Source organism: Tianxiuia mixotrophica, from assembly GCF_050596425.1.
Classification (GTDB): domain Bacteria; phylum Bacillota; class Clostridia; order Peptostreptococcales; family Acidaminobacteraceae.
Map to the genome: position 1 here is coordinate 3,388,027 of NZ_CP192292.1, position 19,503 is coordinate 3,407,529.

A 19,503-nucleotide genomic window follows, 5' to 3' on the forward strand; every position below is an offset into this window, starting at 1 on the left:
AACTTTAGCGTGCCAATTTAACTAACTGCTTAAACTTGAACGTGGATAATGCCAACTAACGTTCCCACGGTTCACGATCGTTCGCCCTCTTGTTGCAACACATTAGTGTCGTATAAACATTTCACCGCAAAACACTCACAACCACAATTTCTAAAGGGCGAATGGCGGGACACCGCTGTGTTATATGTTGATTATTCTTGGTTATAATACTCTAAACTCATTCATACTTCACTAGCTTTATATTCTTAAATATGCTTCCAAGTGTGAATAGAACAGGTATTAAGATAATATGGACGATTACGTTTTCAACTGTAAGTGCCCTATTCATTGATACTTCTCCATACTCAATAACGACCCTCATTAGGAGTCCTATAGAGTTAAGTACAAATGAGTATAAGAACGATTTAGTTAAGTTGCTCTGATTCGCTGACTTATATATATTTCCTACCATAATGAGTGTATACGCGATCATTAACTGTAGTACTATCTCATTGAAGTCGCGAAAATTCGCAAACTTTATAGGAAAGAAAGCAAAACCATTCACTATCAACCAAATACCAAAAGCTATGTTTAACTTTCCTTTATTCTTCGTTAATAACTTTGAACTCTCTACTTTTCTGCTTTTCATTGATATCACAAAATCTCGCTTTCATTAGCTAAAGAATAATTTACATATAACGTTCCCACGGTTCACGCTCGTTCGCCCTCTTATTGCAACGTGCTCAATGTCCTATAAATATTTCACTGCGGAACACTCACAAACTCAATATCCACCAGGCGAATGGCGGGACACCGCTGTGTTATATGCAGTTTTTCACCGGTCTATATCCAACTGCAATAACTACTTATCAATTTAGTTTATAAAGTATCATCATTGAATCATTTTACACAATTTGTAAATGTTCTTTCTTGGATAATCATCTTAAAAGTCTTTACCTAACAAGTCAATAAGATCTTTTCTTGTATATGTTCTTTTAGGCAAGACCTCTAGGTTATCAATAATATTTGGATCAAGGATACCTATATCAAATAGGTCTGCACCTTCATTAATGTCCTTACATAAATATATGAATCCCCAATAATAAAGTGAACCTGGTTCATCCCATAAAGGAGTAACAATTATGTATGTATCTTCATGATAATAGACATCGTACTGAACATTCTTACCTTCATTAGAATTTCCCCATGCATTATCAAACCCCAATTTATCTTTTCGATTAAAGTAACTTTCAAAGACCATTTTGACACCATCATAATCGATTACAGTATCTTCTGATTTTGTGATATCCCATAGATACTTGTCACCTTCATTTTTCAGTTTATATACGCCTAATCCAAACTCTGATAAATCAGCATACGTTTCATAATTTATTATTTCTTCCTTCAGCTGAGTAATTTCCTGCTGTAGTGCCTTCTCTTCTGATAGATTTGACAAGGTAGTAACACCATAGATAAGTATAGCTATAATTAACTCAATTAAAACAATGGTAATCCCTACCCAAGCATACTGGGTGTGTTTTTCTCTCAGCCCTTTCACTCCATAATAAACGGATAGTATATTCATTATTATTGTTACAGGTGTCATTATCCAAATCGATACGACAAATATCCACCACACTGCACCCATATCATTTTCGGATGTACTACCACCAGAGACTACAAGACAAAATAGAAAAACTATAATTACTATAGCAACGGGCAAAGAAGCTAATATTAAACTGATTTTTGATTCCCTATTTTTACCGTTCAATTTATTGTGAGGTTCAATTACATTCCTTAACCTATCATTCATCATTTTCATTCCTTATTCACTGCGAAGTTATTTCAAGAACCAAATAAAATTCCTGCAATATTTGCTATATGATTAGTATTTGTTGTTGATAAAAATTAATTTATACCTTAAGCAATAACTAGGTGAGAAATTGCATATAACGTTCCCACGGTTCACGCTCGTTCGCCCAACTATTTCACTGCATTTAGTGTCGTATAAACATTTCACTACACAACATTCCAAACTACGTAACCAGAAGACGAATGGCGGGACACCGCTGTGTTATACGCCGATTTAAAACGGACTCGTTCAAGTCTTATATATGACCATATTATATTTCTTATAATGACTCTTTTGAACTTATTTTCTTGGCAATGACACAATACCAGTCCATTTCTTCAAACACGGTTATTTTGGGATTTAAAAAGGTATTAACTTCTATCTCTGCATACCCTATTGATTCTAAATGATTAATTAGTAAGTCTTTACGAATTGGGCAGTAGCTTGTCTTCACTTCTTCTTGCTTGTAGATTCTATTATTCTTTTCAAATGTATATAGAAGATTAAAGATAACTTGTTCTTCCGATACATAGTCCCATACTTGGGTTAGATTAATTCGCTCCTCTCCTCTAAAAACGGATTATAACAAAAGAACCTTTGCCTTGTATCTAGTATTTTGTCCCAGTTTCGGGTGTCAAAGTAGATATAACCGCCTTCTTTTATCAGTTCTGTCATTGAATCTATTGTCTTCAGTACATCTGTGTTATTCACATGTGCTAAGGAGTTTCCTGTTGACATTACACAGTCAAACTTACCACTAATACTCGATGATACTTGTCTAAAATCGCTTTGAGTCAACTCAATATTTATATTACGTTCCTTTGCATTTCTTTGTGCGTTCTCAAGCATTTCTTGACTCAAATCTGAACCTGATACCTTGTAGCCAAGATCGCTTAGTACAAACGTCAATTGACCCGTTCCTATACTACAGTCATGAATTGTTTCTATATTCTTGTCGCCTAACACATTCGCATAGTGCGTTTCTAATGATTCACTGTTTTCTTTATTATAAACGATGTCATATATATCTGGTCTTTTGTAAAGTTCTTCTGACATAATACTCCCCTTGATAACCATTTCTGTCATTGTCTTATTTTGCGGTATTTGCGAGACTTGAACTCAAATAATAATTACATAAGGACGTGGTATTGAATAAAACAGCATGTTTTACTGTTAACTAGCAAAATATAGCCTATTAATGTGGATTCAGCATGTTCCATTAAGTGTTTTTGTCATTAAATATGTATTTCCAATATATAGTTTCTCGAGGATATTTGAGTCATACTCTTTAATCTCTTTTTCTGTCTTTGCTGAAATCTCATAACCATTCTTTATATAAAAATTGATCGCCCAATGGGCTTCTTTATGAACCAAAAGCATAATATTCTTCATACTCTTTGCTCTACACATATTTTCAATTTGATCTAAAACAACGTGTCCTAAACCAAGTCTTTGATACTCACTCAATAGATAGATCGCAACCAAGTACATACTTTCACCATTTAATTCTAGAGTGCCAGTAAAACCCACTGATACATTGTCTTTTTCAATGATCGAAATACTATAACCTGTATTTACGCCCTTAACTCTATACTTGTCGGCTTGCTTCTTAAACGCTCCAGGCATAATCGAATCATAGAGTGGAATATTAGATTCACATACTTTTGCTAAAAATTCTGAGTCTCTTACTGCTACTGATCTTACAGAGATACTATGTTCACTATTAATCATTTTAAGTCACCCTACTTTTCTCTGACTATGTTTTGAGTTTTGGATTGGCGTGATAACGTTCCCACGGTTCACGCTCGTTCGCCCACTTATTGCAACACCTTCAGCTATATCTGAACATTTAACTTCTGAACCACACCATACTCGGTCACAAAAAGGCGAATGGCGGGACACCGCTGTGTTAGGTGTCGAATATTTCGTCTCTCATTCTACTAATCCTTTAACTCATCAACTTCATATTTCCTTGAACATTTGCAACATATTTTGTCATGTAAATTAAGTTCGTGTCCACATTCCGGACATTTCAATCTTTCTTTCTCTTTTTCAAGGTAATAATCTAGTCCTGAAGATTCTATCATGCTCATTTTGCCAATTAGACTCTCGTGATAACGCATTTGATAACTCTTATCTAACCGTTTTAGGACCTTGCACGGATACTCTGAGCATTCATAGCAATAGTTCAGTTCTTTTTCATTTATGCATTTCTTTATTTTACATTTCCGACAAGAAGATGGCTTGTTTTCGTCACTCATTCTACAGCCACAACATGGGTTCTTTCTTTTATGATGTACATAGCAATACGTGCAATTCATTCCACACGGAGCCACCATTTTGGATGAGTGTCTTACCATATTAAACCTCCTCTTCTCATATTAAACTAGAAATATATGATACCTAACGTTCCCACGCTTCACGCTCGTTCGCCCCAGCTATTGCAACACCTTCAACTTTATCTATGCCAACCACTTTGGAGTTATTATAAACTTGGTCACCACAAGGCGAATGGCGGGACACCGCTGTGTTATGTGATTCATATGTCGTGTCTAATACACAAATAATTTAGCTTGCTTATTACTCGCCAAATCCCACAAACCATGAATCTTGTTCTAACTTAGACCATTCGGCGTCAACGGAATCAAATGTCACTATGAACTCTCCGAAGTCACTATTATATTCAAATGCACATTGACCAAATATCTGATATACCTTTCTATCACCAATTGTTCTCTGATGGGTAACTTTTAGAATTTCAAAGTCAATTGCAAACTCCTCAAAATTCATGTCTACTATTTCAGTGTCACTTGCATCACTGATCCGCTTAGTGACTTTACTTGTGTCATACCTAATAACTTTAGAGATCACACAGTTCTTGAAAGTCAGTTTTGAATGTTCACCACACTTCGCAGTATCGTATGGATTATTCGGGTGTGTATGTAAAACATCAATATATTCAAAATAAAGAACAAGCTCTTTATTATTCCATTCAAAATCTTCAATTATGCAATCATGTAAGCTTAAGTGATCAAGATCACTATTAATGTTATTATTACTCATTAGATAAAGTCCTTTCAGATAAACTAAGACATATGTTTCACATAACGTTCCCACGGTTCACGCTCGTTTGCCCACTTATTGCAACGCGACCAACGTCGTATAAACATTTCCCTGCTGAACATTCCAAAACTCCGTCACCACCGGGCGAATGGCGGGACACCGCTGTGTTATGTATAGGCAGATGGGAATGTCTAACACATAAACTTTATAGATTCGAGATACTTAATCTACGTTTTTCTTTTCAATATTCATAGTTTTGGAAACAACCCAACCGTTTAGACCATATGACGAACTTATCACAAAATACTTCATTTCTTCTTCTATTAGTCTATCTCTCAGTTCATCAAGATTATTGAAATTCATTGGCCAACAATAAACAGATTGACTGAGTATCAACTCATAATTTAAATCAATGAACTTTGAAATGTTATACTCCATTACATCGAGTATAATACTACCTGAGATTTCATGTTCAAACTTATGTGCTACAACACCATTGAATTTGAAATTTACATGCTCATTTTCTTCTCTATATAATGTTCTGAATAAAATTGATTTATTCTCTAAATCAACTAAATAGGACATAATTACATTGTCGTGTAAACTTATCATCGGATCACTTTATACCTCCCAGCTGCTTTTACATAACGTTCCCACGGTTCACGCTCGTTCGCCATCTTAGACAACACATTCAATGTCGTATAAACATTTCACTGCGGAACATTCATAAACTTCGTCTCCAGCAGGCGAATGGCGGGACACCGCTGTGTTATAAGAAGGTTTTAACGGTCTTTGAAACACATAGTCTTTGCTACCTACTCACAGTTTCTAATTTCGTTACTCTTATCAATAATTGAGTAATTAAAGAAATCAAATTTTGAATGGTTTGATTCATAGTATGCCTTTGTACAACTGCAGATGATTAGACACAATCTTCGTAGATTCACACTATATGTTTTTACGCTGCCATTCATGACACTTGATGAATCAGAATATATGTTAAACTCATTCTTAGGTTCAATAATTATTTTAAAGTAATCAATTCTATTACTTTCACATTTAATCTTATTCGACTCAATGTTTGGTGTTCCCTGATGTAATAATGAGTTTCTTAAGCTATACACAACTTCTCCACTTAGATAAGGCATCTCGTTATCTTTACAATGTTTACATGGACATTGCTCATATTTCCCAATATACTCATCAAACCACCTGGTATACCGTATGCCCACTCGTTTTTCATTTGGATAGTGAGCTTTACCACATATATCTGGCAATGTTAGTACAAGCGACAAAGCTGAGAAATAGCTTTCCGCATCAAGTGATTTATTGACATCATCAATTAACTTGAGAATCATAGATTCAACCTCCATTTAGAATAGAACACTAGAAACTTTCTTCTTCCATCTACTTTAATCTACAAAATGTACAACATTTTTTGTGTATGTCCAAGGTATATATTCATACACCAAACATCATTCGAGCTTTAATCAGTAAATATAAATTTAATACTACAAATACAGAACCACCCTCTAGTAGAAAAGCTGTCTTACCTGCACTAATTAGTAATTCATCGTTTTCTTCTTTACCAGCCTTGATAATCGTTCTTTCCCAGTTCGTGTATTTACCAATAATCATTTTCTTAGATAATACACTTTCTCTATAAGTTTTAATATGCTCATAGATTCGACCTTTATCATAGTTCAAATTAATAAATGTCGCTATCAATTGAAATCCTACAAGCCATATGAAAGTCTTCATACCAAAATGCAAATCTAGAACCAAATGAATGATGTCACTTACAACAACTAAGCTTATTATTCTTGAATAATTTGATTTCAAGCTAATCATAAATACCTCTTCATATTTCTAACTAGTTAAAACTTTCTTATAACGTTCCCACGGTTCACGGTCGTTTGCCCACTTATTGCAACGCGACCAACGTCGTATAAACATTTCCCTGCTTAACATTCCAAACTCCTTCACCACCGGGCGAATGGCGGGACACCGCTGTGTTATATGGTGGTTTTGGCATACTACATAGTTGGATATACTTACTTGTCATTTTCTTTTCGAGCCCATTATCTTATAATGTTGAGCCTTTGTTTTTAAACAGCATATAGATGACTAGGGGATTCATTCAATGATTCTTCCCTTGCCTCATGGCTTCACTCATTCTTCGCCAAATTAATTTTGTATATAACGTATTCATATGTAGATTGGGTAACTTTGCACCCCGATAGTGTAGATGCGTATATGATCATTTTTCTGAGATACATTTGGATTCTGGCTTATAATTCAACGTGAGAAATGTTGATCATGACTTGTTATACGACGTTTCTCACTCCCGTGAATGAATTTAGCCAGTGCTATGGAATACTGGTCCTCATGCAAAGTTACATTTCTTCGTCGCCATGAGTGCACATGACCACGCTTTCTCAACTTCTCTCTACTTTGCTAAAACTTCCATATAACGTTCCCACGGTTCACGCTCGTTTGCCATTCAGTCAGAAGAATTCCAAACACTACGCTACAACCGTAAACTGAATATCAAAATCAGCTGCGTAACAGTAGGCAAATGGCGGGACACCGCTGTGTTAGGTGTCGTGAAGGCGTTTCACAATACATTATGTTTTTAACTTACCTGACACCCAATCTAATAGCCATCTGTCGAACGAATCTGCTACTTTTTCTAAACAATCTTCAGCAGGGTAATATATCCAAATGTTTCCTTCGTTATCATTACTCTTAAATCCAAATGGATCACCACACCCATTATCACTGAAGAAAATCAATTCCTCTAAATTTGTTCGGAAACCCAATTTTCGATATTCATTATTTCTTTCAACAATTCTATTAAAATCCCATATTAAATAACTACAGCTGATTATCTCCTTAGAAGTTGGTAACTTCATAACTGTTTTTATACCATTATTATCGCAAAGTATATTTTTCAAATTAATAGGTATGTCTAACCCTGATTTTTCTACCCACTCATCTAAAGTTTTTGAGTCAATACTCTCGCCATAGTCAAGCTCATATCCACTTTTTACGTATGCACTTATAATCTCTTTGATAGTCATAATAATCTCCAAGTTGTCTACTCACACAATACTGAGCCTGAATGATACCTAACGTTCCCACGGTTCACGCTCGTTCGCCCTCTTATCGCAACACTTTCAATGTCGTATAAACATTTTCTGCGGAACATTCAAAACTCAGTCACCACAGGGCGAATGGCGGGACACCGCTGTGTTATATGATGGTTAGACAGGTTTATTAGATGAACGAATGTACTCTATAACTTCAACCCTCGACAATATTAACAAACTCAATACTCCGAATATCGATCCTATAGTTTCATCTAAACCATACTTCCCATTTATGTACATATTCAAGTATGATATCAAGCCTAGAACAGCCAGACCACTTAGTGCTAATCGCGCTCCGTTTTTCTTCTTGTATATTGCATATATTATCCCTAAAGACCATAACAAGTTAAAAATTATCGATAGAAATGCATTTCCACAATCCAGTAACGTATATGATTTCATGTTAATTATTTCATGAATCAGTACATAGACTACATTCATTGCTGCTAATAATTTAATGTATTTTTGACCACTCAATATATATTTCCTTTCACTTTTCCTCTACGTTAACTCCTGGATAACTCTCATATAACGTTCCCACGGTTCACGCTCGTTCGCCCACTTATTTCAATGCGACCAATGTCGTATAAACATTTCCCTGCGGAACATTCCAAACTCCTTAACCACCGGGCGAATGGCGGGACACCGCTGTGTTAGGGGATGGTTTTGCCGTTACTACACACTATTCCCCAAAGCCAACAAACCAAGAGTCTTCAGTTAAATCACTCCAATCAATGTCAACAGAATCGAAGGAGATTGTGAACTCACCAAAATCACTATTGTTTTCATAAGCACATTGGCCGAAGATTTTATAGATTTTCTTCTTATCAAAACTTCTCTGGAACTTAACTTCTAACACTTCAAAGTCAATAATGAATTCCTCGAAACTCATTTTAACTAAGACCGATTGATCCTTAGTGCTGGCAACATTACTAGTGTCTGATCTAAAGACATCAGTAACCTTACAGTTTTTGAAAATCAAGCGAGGCTCCTCACTACATTTTGCGACATCATATGTATTTCTTGGATGAGTTGGTAATACGTCTATATTTTCAAAGTACAATATCAAATTCCCATTATCCCATTTCAGGTCATCTACTACACAATCATGAAGACTAAGATAATCAAGATTACTTGTTACACTACTGTTGTTCACGGCTGTACACTTCCTTTATTTATCTCACCTATGTGACATTCTATACTAAGCTATAACATGGCTCACATTATTGTTTTGATGCCTTTAAAAAAAGAAACTGTGGCTTCTTTGTTAGCTTCCTATACTGTTCAGGTCTTTCAACTTTAAACTGCTCAATTGGCATTGGTTCTAGGACATTATCTATAGTAAAGTTCGCTCCAATTATTGAATTGATTATTGAACTTATAGGTCTTCTATAAAACTGTACTTGAAATTTTTCTCCATTAATTGTCCATTCATCGTCTAGCAATTCAGTTGCAAAATAATTATCACGATTATAAACTGTATAATCCATAAAAGGATGATGTACTGATATAACTAACTTTCCACCTTTATAAAGAATACGATTAAACTCAGAAAGTACTACCTTCCAGTCTTCTATATAATGAAGTGATAATGAAGATACAATAACGTCAATTGATTCACTTTTGATAAAAGATAGTGGTTCATTTAAATCAGCTTTAATTATCCTAGCTCTACTTCCAACCCTACGCGTTGTCATTTCAATCATTCTTTGGCTAAAATCTAATGCTATTACTTCTGCACCTTTATCAAGTAACCACTGTGTATACCACCCAGCTGCGCAACCTGCGTCCAATACCTTCTTACCTTGAACATTTGGTATTAGTGAAGTTGTTGCAGGTCTCTCATAGTAAGCGTTAAAAGGTTTACTATCAACGTATTCAAAATAATGCTCTGCCATATTCTCATATGAGTCAAGAGATATGGCCTTATCACTTATTTCGTATTCCTCATATAGTGTATTTGCCAATGTGTTCCCTCCAACTACTTATTATTCAATCTTTCTCTAAGGCACAACTGTCCCCTAACGTTCCCACGGTTCACGAAGTGCCCCACTATTTATAACTTCTTTACTGTATTTCACCGTACACTAGTATAATAAATGCCACTTCGTATAAACAAAGGGGCATTTTGGGAACTGCTGTGTTAGGTGTTGCTCTAAAGGGATTGTAAATACTTTATGCAGTACTTTTAAGATATCTTGTTATCACTTATATTTACTAGAGATTCGAATCCTTTGCTATATTTTACACGTATAGATATGATTTTATCTTGACGAATTAGCAACTTATGTTGCGTATTATTTTCAATGAATACTAAATGATCTGATTTCCGATATTTATATTCTAGGTTCTTTATTTCTTCACCAGTAGTCAACTTAATATCATAATATTTATTAAGCTTGAAATTTAAGTCTTTGGAGATATATGCGAACAAAATTCTCATACATAGATAAATCAGTATGTATATTACTAAAAATACGATTCTGTTTGCTGAAACTATTTCATATAATTTCATGTCGGATTCATAAAGAAAAACATCCATTCCATTCGAAATATTTAATGTATTGTACTCTGCAAACGTTTGAACTGTAAATAGTACAAATGACCACCCTAATGATAATAATGAAAAGAAATACACTGCATCTACAAAATATTTGTAATTAACAATAAAATTATACATTTTCAGTAAATTGATATTTTTAACTTTAGCTCGGACTATACTTGATGCATTTAAAATAGTTATCACAGCTGCAGATAAAATAAACAAAACTAGAACAATGTTAAACTGCAGACTTTTGTAAGGGAGAATATTTGTTTTCCAACTAAGCGTAGAAAACTGCAATATTACAATTATCATAAAAAACATCTCAAGAATAAATCGCTTTATAAGTCTACTTAATCTTGTATCAATGTCTTCTTCAAATACTCCAGTCATGACCTTAAATACAGACGATACTATGAATATTAAGCTCACAGCTATACTTACGTATTCTTTCAAAAAATCAAGCACAACTTTATCCTCCCTTTTGAGTTTCACCTAACGTTCCCACGGTTCACGCTCGTGCGCTCGAATATTCACAACATTTGCGGATGTCGGGAATATTCTAAAACACCTGTTCATAGCTAAACTTCTATTCACTCGGCGCATGGCGGGTACCGCTGTGTTATGTATTGTTCAAGGCCAGATTATCATTCTCACACTAGCTGATTTTGCTCACCAATAAAACACACTAACGTCTTTGATTTTTTAATTTCACTTTTCAAAACTGTGTTATACATGGTTGCAAGCACTTACTTATTAAGTAAAATGCAGTCAGATAGACATTACCCTCTCAACGTATTCAAAGCGCTGAATTTTGTTTGAAAGAACAAAGCTCTAATGCAAAATAATTAACTCTAACCCATAGGGAGGCGGTAATGCACAGCCTATACCAACATTAGCGTGCCAATTAAACTAACTGCTTAAACTTGAACGTGAATAATGCCAACTAACGTTCCCACGGTTCACGCTCGTGCGCTCGAATCTTCACAACATTTGCAGATGTCGGGAATATTCTAAAACGCCTGTTCAAAGCTAAACTTCTATTCACTCGGCGCATGGCGGGTACCGCTGTGTTATGTATTGTTCAAGGCCAGATTATCATTCTCACACTAGCTGATTTTGCTCACCAATAAAACACACTAACGTCTTTGATTTTTTAATTTCACTTTTCAAAACTGTGTTATACATGTTGACCACAATTCTAAATAAAATCATTTTCCAATTAAAATATTCTATTAAGAACACTCGACATAGCTCTCCATGCTCTAATTCTATGTTCGCAACTAGCTTTATAAACTTCTGTGCTGAGACTTGGTCTTGAATTTTACATAACGTTCCCACGGTTCACGCTCGTTCGCCCAGCTATTTCAACACTTTCAGCTTCGTTACAGCCACTCACTGCGAAACTTTCTTAAACTTCGTTACTACCAGGCGAATGGCGGGACACCGCTGTGTTATGTAGCGGTAATATACGCTTCTTTATAAAGAATACTTCTACACCCAGTCATGCTAAACACGTTCAACGTTTGAAATCTTGAAAATCAGCTAGTAATTCATATGCAATCTGATATTCTCTTGAACTTAAATCGCTATTTAGTATAATTTCTTGGAGTTCTAATACATATGGTTGTATTTCAAAACTTTCTAAGTTGTAATACACAATCCCAATATTTGCAGTTAGACATTTAATTATTCTACTAGAATCATGCGGTTCATTCTCAGATTCAGCAATTTTTGTTTCAAACTCAATGAATCCCTCTATGTTTTGACTCCTCTGATTATCTAACTGTTTCTCAAGAGTATTAACATTCTCCATTAACTTTGAAATCTCCTCACGATTTTCAATTAGCTCATTCTTCAGTTCTATTGAATCCTTGATTAATTCATTGTTAGTATTATTCAGTTCATCTATTTCAAATTTCAGGTCAATATTTACTTCGTTGAGATATTGAAACTTTGAGTTAAGTGAATCATATTCTTCAATGGTAATATCACTTGAACTTGTACAACCAGTACTTAGTATCAGAACTAATGTGATGGCAAAAGCTCCAAACTTTCTATTCACAATCGCTCACTTCTTTCTATTCATAAAGTAGTATATTTCTGTTACATAACGTTCCCATGGTTCAAGATCGTTCCCCACTTTTTCTATACTCTTCTATATTTTAACATAAGAGACCAATTAAAAATTCCCCAATTCGTATAATACGAGGGGAATGTCTGGAACCACTGTGTTAGATGGCGTTGCCTGAATGATGTGTTGAAGTATAGTAAACCAACAGACTCATTTAATGAGATGTCGAATTACATTCAGATTCCCAGCACGTATATGTCTTGGACACTTCTCAGCGGAATATTACCCTATACCTATTCAAAAATTTACACCCAGCCTAAGAATACATTCATTTAAAGAAACCAACCCCATAGTAAATATGGAGCTGTGTACGAAAGTCACAAATAATTGGCACTGTAAAATTCAAAACTTACTTCAGCCGTTCTAATTAAAAACATTATCTGCAACACATACAACCAGGCTTGTTCAAACTGAATTCAGCGCTGCTTTTGAGTGTTCTCTATGATGACCAGTGCTTGCTCTCTTTTCGTATAAGGCGATTTTCGATTCCAAGTTGCATATAGAAAGCTAGTCATTCAGTGCTAGATGTAAGGCCAGCAGTAAAACAAGAAATTATAATAGACCGCCGAATCTTTTAAATAATGAAATTGAAGTTAATAATATGGCCGGAGTATAAAGTCAAATGTATATGAAGGCTCAACAAACCTAGATGCAATTTGAATGACGAAAACTTTGGAGCCTTCAGTCTATATTAATGAATACGATGAACTCATATGCCAACTTAGTTCCTTGCAAGCACTTACTTATTGAGTGAAATGCAGTCAGATAAACATTAATTCCTAAACGTATTCAAAGCGCTGAATTTTGTTTGAAAGAACAAGGCTCTAATGCAAAATAATGAACCTTTACCCACAGGGAGGCGTTAATGCACAACTTATAGCAACATTAACGTGCCAATTAAACTAACTGCTTAAACTTGAACGTGGATAATGCCAACTAACGTTCCCATGGTTCAAGATCGTTCCCCACTTTTTCTATACTCTTCTATATTTTAACATAAGAGACCAATTAAAAATTCCCCAATTCGTATAATACGAGGGGAATGTCTGGAACCACTGTGTTAGATGGCGTTGCCTAAATGATGTATTGAAGTATAGTAAACCATCAGACTCATTTAATGAGATGTCGAATTACCTTCAGATACCTAGCACGTAAATGTCTTGGACACTTCTCAGCGGAATATTACCACTTCCTATTTAATGCGATGCGCCAAGTATAAAATACTTTCATTCAAAGAAACCAACCCCCATAGTAAATATGGAGCTGTGTACTAATATCACAGATAATTGGCACTGTAAAATTCAAAATAACTTCAGCCGTTCTAATTTAAAAGCATTATCTGCAACACTTACAACCAGGCTTGTTCAAACTAAATTCAGCGCTGCTTTTGAGTGTTCTCTACGATGACCATGGCTTGCTCTCTTTTCATATAAGGCGATTTTCGATTTCAAGTTGCATATAGAAAGCTAGTTATTCAGTGCTAGATGTAAGTCCTACAGTAAAACAAGAAATTATACTAATTCACCTAAACTCTTTAATTATGAAATTGAAGCTAATAATATGGCCGAAGTATAAAGCCAAATGTATATGAAGGCCCAACAAACCTAGATGCAATTTGAAGGGCGAAAACCTTGGAGCCTTCTGTCTATATTAATGAGTACGATGAACTCATATACCAACTTAGTTCATTGCAAGCACTTACTTATTAAGTGAAATGCAGTCAGATAAACATTAATCCCTAGACGTATTCAAAGCGCTGATTTTAGTTTGAAAGAACAAGGCTCTAATGCAAAATTCATTACTACCTCTCCATTCAGAGGCGTTAATGCACAGCCTATACCAATATTAGCGTGCCAATTAAACTAACTGCTTAAACTTGAACGTGGATAATGCCAACTAACGTTCCCACGGTTCACGCTCGTTCGCCTTTTATTTCAACACTTTAAGCTATTTAGAAACAGAAAACTATGTAATATTGTTAAGTCTGTCAACACAGGGCGAATGGCGGGACACCGCTGTGTTATATAAAGACCTTAACCGGCTACTAACAACAAATGTATAGCTAGCAAGAAACTACTTAAACGTCGTTTCTACAACATTAGGCAAGATTTCATAAATTGATTTGCCTAATTTATCTTCAAAATACTGTTTAATTTCAAACGTCGAATTCCACCGAGGTACTGTAAAACTATTTACGCCACCTCTTAAAGCAGCATCTACTAGCCTTTTCTCTAATAAGCAAAATCCATTTGGTAACGATACATAATCACATAATTTAATTAAGCCATCATAATCAGACTCTTCTATTTTACTCAGATAATCAATTACAAACGCTCTCTCTTCAATTGATCCATCCCATTTTCCAACTATAACAGGTTCGTTATCGTGCCAAAAACTCACATGTGTTAAGCAAATTCGTGCTACATCTTCATAGCCTTTTTCAATGGCGAAATTGAAGCCGTCAATACTATGCCTCATTCCATAAACACCTTTACGCCTGCCTATGTCATGTAATAGTCCCAAAACATATGCTAACTCAGAATCAAGATCATCGATATTCTGAGCAATTAACTCAGCCCCCTCAGCCACACGAAATGAGTGTTGAACCCATAACCCTGGATTTTTACTACTTGCATCTTCTAATATTTGGATTGCTTCACGTCTTGATGGTATTTTACTCATTTGTTAGTCACCTATAGTCCATAGTTGTTTTTGAATACCTGTTACTAAGTAATTTATACCAATTAATACACTCTAACGATTATATCTTTAGCTAAAGCAAATATTTCTCTAACCATTCGTCTCAACCGTTCTGCTGTATTATTTTCTCCAGATTGACCTGAAACAGTCCAACCAATTCGCTCGCCAAGCATTTTTGCTCGATACATATGATAATCAGATGTTACAATTATTACCTTGCTATTTTCAGAATGCATAATGGCATTACTATATTTAATGTTTTCCTGAGTTGAGGTGGACTCTTCTTCTTTTATTATTCGATTTTCTGAAACACCTTGCTTTTGAAGATATCTTCGCATTGCTTCTGCTTCAGATATTTCTTCACTTGGACCTTGCCCACCAGAAACGATTATTACTGCATTACTTTTTTTAATAATCTCAATAGCTGTATCAAGCCTAATTTTCATCCTATCAGATACTTGATCTCCAACTAGACCTGCTCCAAGAATTACAATGTAATCAGATTGTTCATGGTCATTAACGGTTGAATTTACTCCACTTAGTATCAAAGCCGATAAGATTGATACACAAGTTATTCCAGTAATCAAACCCAAAATCATTACTTTATATACAATACTCAAAATCCCATTTTGGCGAGTAGTTGCTATTTGCTTTATAGCGATAACTGTTACCATATATATTATTGCCAATACTATTATTTTTGTTATCAATCTCAAACTCCTTCATAGTTCAGTACTAGGTTAAGGATTTTATATAACGTTCCTGCAATTCCCGACGCGTCCCCACTTTTTCTAATCTCTTCTATATTTTAACATCCACAAAGTAAGAAAACACGCCCCATTTTGTATAATCAGGGACGTGTTGGGAAATGACATGTTATGGGATGTAAACTTCGTTTCGAATAAATATACTTTTTCTATGTAACTATATCATTAACCATTCTTTCAGATACTTTATACAGTCCATCATTAAAATACGTAGTGTCATTATAGGCACCTAATGGTCTTTTAAAACTCGTTGAATCAAATAAGGTTCCTTCATCAATATACCATTCGCCCACTTCATTGAGTTTACGTTTAATGACTGCATTTCCTACTTGCTTATCAAACTGAAACTTGAAAAAGTAAGTTTCTTCAGTGCCAGTATGACAAACCTCTTTCTTTTCAAAACTATAACTAAAAAGATTCCAGTTACTCAATATTTTTTTCCCTGTGCCAGCGCTTCCATTAAGTCTCATGTTTAGTACTCCTTTCACTGATATGTTTAGTAATCTCTATGCATCAAGTATAACTTTGATTCCAATAATTTTCAGCAAAAACAAAAGTAGAAAAAATGGCACAATAGTGATTTTCATTACTCAATTTAATGACTCCAATACAAACCTACTTAAATCACTCATAATATTGAAAATCATCTTCTCGATTATCACATCATCTTGGTTTGAATATACATAATCTATAAGTTGATAATACTTTTTTTGAATACGGTTTTTAATACGATATTCCTCAACATAACCAACCTCTCTGAAAAATCCTCTACTTATCTTCTCGTTAATAAAAATTGATTCCTTGAATTTTTCAAAATTGAAATCCTCATCACTTTTACTTATATTTCTAAGAATAGTTCTTGCATTTCTATTATCGAATTTTACTTTGTCTAAAATCATTTCTCTATAAACAACTTTTATATGCTGTAAATAGCCCTTGTTAAGTTGTCTGCCGGCATAATTGCTCAGTAAGTCACATAACTCGCCACTATTGTTCAAATTCTCCTCAAACCTTTTAGGTCTTTCTTTTGAACCTTCTAGAATTATGTTCATGATCTCAGCATCATCTTCAAAGTCTGATAAATACCTCTGCTTACACTGATACTCTTCATCTATAGGATTGAAAATATTGTCTTTTTCCTCAAACTGTGATTCTAATATTTCTTGTACACTTGCTTCAGTTTTATATTGATTTCTACGTTTCATAAAGAAAATGTAAATTATGAAAGAAATAATAATATTTTGATTTCTATTTGAAGTTTCCTTACTAGAGTATTCCTCGTACATATCATTTATCTTTGCCTCTATTAATTTCAGCTTATCTAATCTTTCAACATTTGAGAGATTTGAATTGGTAACGAACTTATAATTAATTGTCTGAAATAGTACGTATACAAAGCCTTGTTCAATAGTATCAATTTCAAATAATCTAGTTATCAATTTGCTAAAATAATCATCATTGAGTTCACTAGAAAAACATTCTGTCTTATTATATGAAGATAGTAAATTCATATAAATTTCATTGAACTTTTCTTTACTATCTACTTCATACGTTCTAATTTCTCTTGTCTTGTCGTTGACTTTTCTCAAACGCCCAATTGGGTCAAATTCTGATTTAATTTTCAAAATATCTATTTCGTTAGGATATTTTGATTGCAAGAAATACTCTATTAGTGGTAAGTACTCAAAATCAGCATCAATCCTATTAAGATTGCTAATCAACTTTCTATTTGGAAAAATAGCGTTACGCCTTGCAACTCCCAAAATATCGAATTCACTATCGAGCAAGTTGATAAAGTATGAGATGAACTCTGTTTTATCTAAAATCGAGAAATGATCAAAATCAAACTTAAAATACTTACTTTCAGTCAGGTTAGAAATGATGTTTCTAAGCCTAGAATACAAATTGTCTACATCATCATAGTCACATGTTCCTTGACTAACAATATCCTTTGAAATCTTATACAATGTACTTTCATCCATTTAATCACCTTCATTTATTTTTTCTAAGACGCATTGTTAACTAAGAAGTTTATGTTCCATAACGTTCCCACGGTTCACGCTCGTTCGCCACTTATTTCAACGCTTTTAGCTATTTTAAAGCCATAAACTGCACAACATCACAAACTCAGTTACAATGAGGCGAATGGCGGGATACCGCTGTGTTAGGTGATGTTCTGAAGTGCTTTAAGCTACTTATATTTCAGTTAAATCTTTTATAACTGTATGAGTAGATTCCACTTTGTAATCGCCTATGAAGCTATTCTTAGAACAGTCTATCTCATCTGAAGCAAAAATCATGATTTTAACTACATAATTTGTAAAATTTGTAGAATATTCAAGCTCAATTTCAAGATTTACATATGATTCATATTCTTCATCAATCTCATCAATAAATTCAACATTATCAAAATAAATATCTAACTTAGTTGGTTTACTATTTAGAGCTTCATAATTAATGCGTGCCATACATGAACTTTTGTCTATTATGGGAACTGGCAAATAACTATCATTATCCAAATCATAGACCGCTGTAAGTTTAACCGAGGATAATGTTAATGAATTTAATAAATCATTTCCAATTGAATCTAATACTATACTTAATCGATATGTTGAGCTATCCTCAAGGAAAACTGATTTTGGAAAATGCCGTGCTATTAATAAATCCTCGTTATCAACTTCATGAAATTCTATCTTGCTATTCTCTCTGCCCGCAATTGTCAAATGATTTTTCATATCACTTAATTTCTTAAGAATAGATTCATTAGTATGTTCGATACAGTTTGTAATAGTATCTTCGGCTAATGAAATTTGTCTTGCTATGAATAAAGATTCTTCCGATATATTGCCTTCTATAATGAGATTCATTAATCTACAGTAATTACCAACAATCCTTCTTACCATTAACGAATCCACCTCTATTTTGCTGTTCTTATTAAGTTCTTCAATCAAAGAATTAATGGATTTTGAAGACCTAATACTCATGTCAGAAAGAGACTTAATCTCGTTACCAAAAAACTCCATTAAGTTTCTTTTTGACTCATCAGATTTTAATTCTATCAACTCATTCGAAATTGTCTTGTCTATGAACTGCTTTACAATCTTTATACCTTTTGATCTATCTAAATTTTTCCCTATTGACTTCGAATGACTCAGTACCGAATCTGCTATAGTAAATACAGAACTCACTAAACCTACACCAGTTACAAAATCTGTCATATTTTTCCCTCTATTCTTAAATTGATCACGTAAGAATTTCACCTAACGTTCCCACGGTTCACGGTCGTTCGCCTTCTATTGCAACATTTTAAACTA

Annotated in this window: 18 protein-coding genes; all 18 read right to left on the reverse strand. The window is 34.3% G+C overall.

Annotation, left to right across the window (positions count from 1 at the left end; all coding sequences use genetic code 11):
- Window positions 1-922: 922 nt before the first annotated feature.
- Window positions 923-1,801: a hypothetical protein gene (locus tag ACQ4KW_RS15035; protein WP_430883304.1), complete on the reverse strand. Its 879-nt coding sequence runs from the start codon at window positions 1,799-1,801 to the stop codon at window positions 923-925.
- A gap of 576 nt (window positions 1,802-2,377) precedes the next feature.
- On the reverse strand, window positions 2,378-2,887 hold the full coding sequence (locus tag ACQ4KW_RS15040; protein ID WP_430883305.1) for a class I SAM-dependent methyltransferase: 510 nt from the start codon (window positions 2,885-2,887) through the stop codon (window positions 2,378-2,380).
- Window positions 2,888-3,037: 150 nt separating this feature from the next.
- Entirely contained in the window at window positions 3,038-3,562 is a 525-nt protein-coding gene (locus ACQ4KW_RS15045; RefSeq protein ID WP_430883306.1) for a GNAT family N-acetyltransferase, read from the reverse strand.
- A gap of 209 nt (window positions 3,563-3,771) precedes the next feature.
- A complete protein-coding gene (locus tag ACQ4KW_RS15050; RefSeq protein ID WP_430883307.1) occupies window positions 3,772-4,191 on the reverse strand; it encodes a DUF3795 domain-containing protein in 420 nt (139 codons plus the stop codon).
- Window positions 4,192-4,411: 220 nt separating this feature from the next.
- Window positions 4,412-4,894 carry a hypothetical protein gene (locus tag ACQ4KW_RS15055; protein ID WP_430883308.1) on the reverse strand — a complete coding sequence of 161 codons (483 nt, stop codon included), beginning with the start codon at window positions 4,892-4,894 and terminating at the stop codon, window positions 4,412-4,414.
- Window positions 4,895-5,116: 222 nt separating this feature from the next.
- Window positions 5,117-5,332: a hypothetical protein gene (locus ACQ4KW_RS15060; protein ID WP_430883309.1), complete on the reverse strand. Its 216-nt coding sequence runs from the start codon at window positions 5,330-5,332 to the stop codon at window positions 5,117-5,119.
- Window positions 5,333-5,709: 377 nt separating this feature from the next.
- The gene (locus ACQ4KW_RS15065) at window positions 5,710-6,252 is read right to left on the reverse strand and encodes a hypothetical protein (protein WP_430883310.1); all 543 of its coding nucleotides are present in this window, start codon (window positions 6,250-6,252) and stop codon (window positions 5,710-5,712) included.
- 103 nt (window positions 6,253-6,355) lie between these two features.
- Window positions 6,356-6,745 carry a hypothetical protein gene (locus ACQ4KW_RS15070; RefSeq protein ID WP_430883311.1) on the reverse strand — a complete coding sequence of 130 codons (390 nt, stop codon included), beginning with the start codon at window positions 6,743-6,745 and terminating at the stop codon, window positions 6,356-6,358.
- Window positions 6,746-7,521: 776 nt separating this feature from the next.
- Window positions 7,522-7,977 carry an SMI1/KNR4 family protein gene (locus tag ACQ4KW_RS15075; protein WP_430883312.1) on the reverse strand — a complete coding sequence of 152 codons (456 nt, stop codon included), beginning with the start codon at window positions 7,975-7,977 and terminating at the stop codon, window positions 7,522-7,524.
- A gap of 751 nt (window positions 7,978-8,728) precedes the next feature.
- On the reverse strand, window positions 8,729-9,028 hold the full coding sequence (locus ACQ4KW_RS15080; protein ID WP_430883313.1) for a hypothetical protein: 300 nt from the start codon (window positions 9,026-9,028) through the stop codon (window positions 8,729-8,731).
- A gap of 241 nt (window positions 9,029-9,269) precedes the next feature.
- Window positions 9,270-10,013 (reverse strand): class I SAM-dependent methyltransferase, encoded by a 744-nt coding sequence (locus ACQ4KW_RS15085; protein ID WP_430883314.1) that lies wholly within the window; start codon window positions 10,011-10,013, stop codon window positions 9,270-9,272.
- 221 nt (window positions 10,014-10,234) lie between these two features.
- On the reverse strand, window positions 10,235-11,083 hold the full coding sequence (locus ACQ4KW_RS15090) for a hypothetical protein (protein WP_430883315.1): 849 nt from the start codon (window positions 11,081-11,083) through the stop codon (window positions 10,235-10,237).
- Window positions 11,084-12,107: 1,024 nt separating this feature from the next.
- On the reverse strand, window positions 12,108-12,653 hold the full coding sequence (locus ACQ4KW_RS15095; protein WP_430883316.1) for a hypothetical protein: 546 nt from the start codon (window positions 12,651-12,653) through the stop codon (window positions 12,108-12,110).
- 2,142 nt (window positions 12,654-14,795) lie between these two features.
- Window positions 14,796-15,404 (reverse strand): HD domain-containing protein, encoded by a 609-nt coding sequence (locus tag ACQ4KW_RS15100; protein WP_430883317.1) that lies wholly within the window; start codon window positions 15,402-15,404, stop codon window positions 14,796-14,798.
- 62 nt (window positions 15,405-15,466) lie between these two features.
- Window positions 15,467-16,132, reverse strand: coding sequence for a YdcF family protein (locus tag ACQ4KW_RS15105; RefSeq protein ID WP_430883318.1), 666 nt, complete (start codon window positions 16,130-16,132; stop codon window positions 15,467-15,469).
- A 206-nt stretch (window positions 16,133-16,338) separates the two neighbouring features.
- The gene (locus ACQ4KW_RS15110; RefSeq protein WP_430883319.1) at window positions 16,339-16,659 is read right to left on the reverse strand and encodes a hypothetical protein; all 321 of its coding nucleotides are present in this window, start codon (window positions 16,657-16,659) and stop codon (window positions 16,339-16,341) included.
- A 120-nt stretch (window positions 16,660-16,779) separates the two neighbouring features.
- Window positions 16,780-18,171 carry a hypothetical protein gene (locus ACQ4KW_RS15115; RefSeq protein ID WP_430883320.1) on the reverse strand — a complete coding sequence of 464 codons (1,392 nt, stop codon included), beginning with the start codon at window positions 18,169-18,171 and terminating at the stop codon, window positions 16,780-16,782.
- 213 nt (window positions 18,172-18,384) lie between these two features.
- Window positions 18,385-19,407 carry a hypothetical protein gene (locus tag ACQ4KW_RS15120; protein WP_430883321.1) on the reverse strand — a complete coding sequence of 341 codons (1,023 nt, stop codon included), beginning with the start codon at window positions 19,405-19,407 and terminating at the stop codon, window positions 18,385-18,387.
- Window positions 19,408-19,503: the final 96 nt, after the last annotated feature.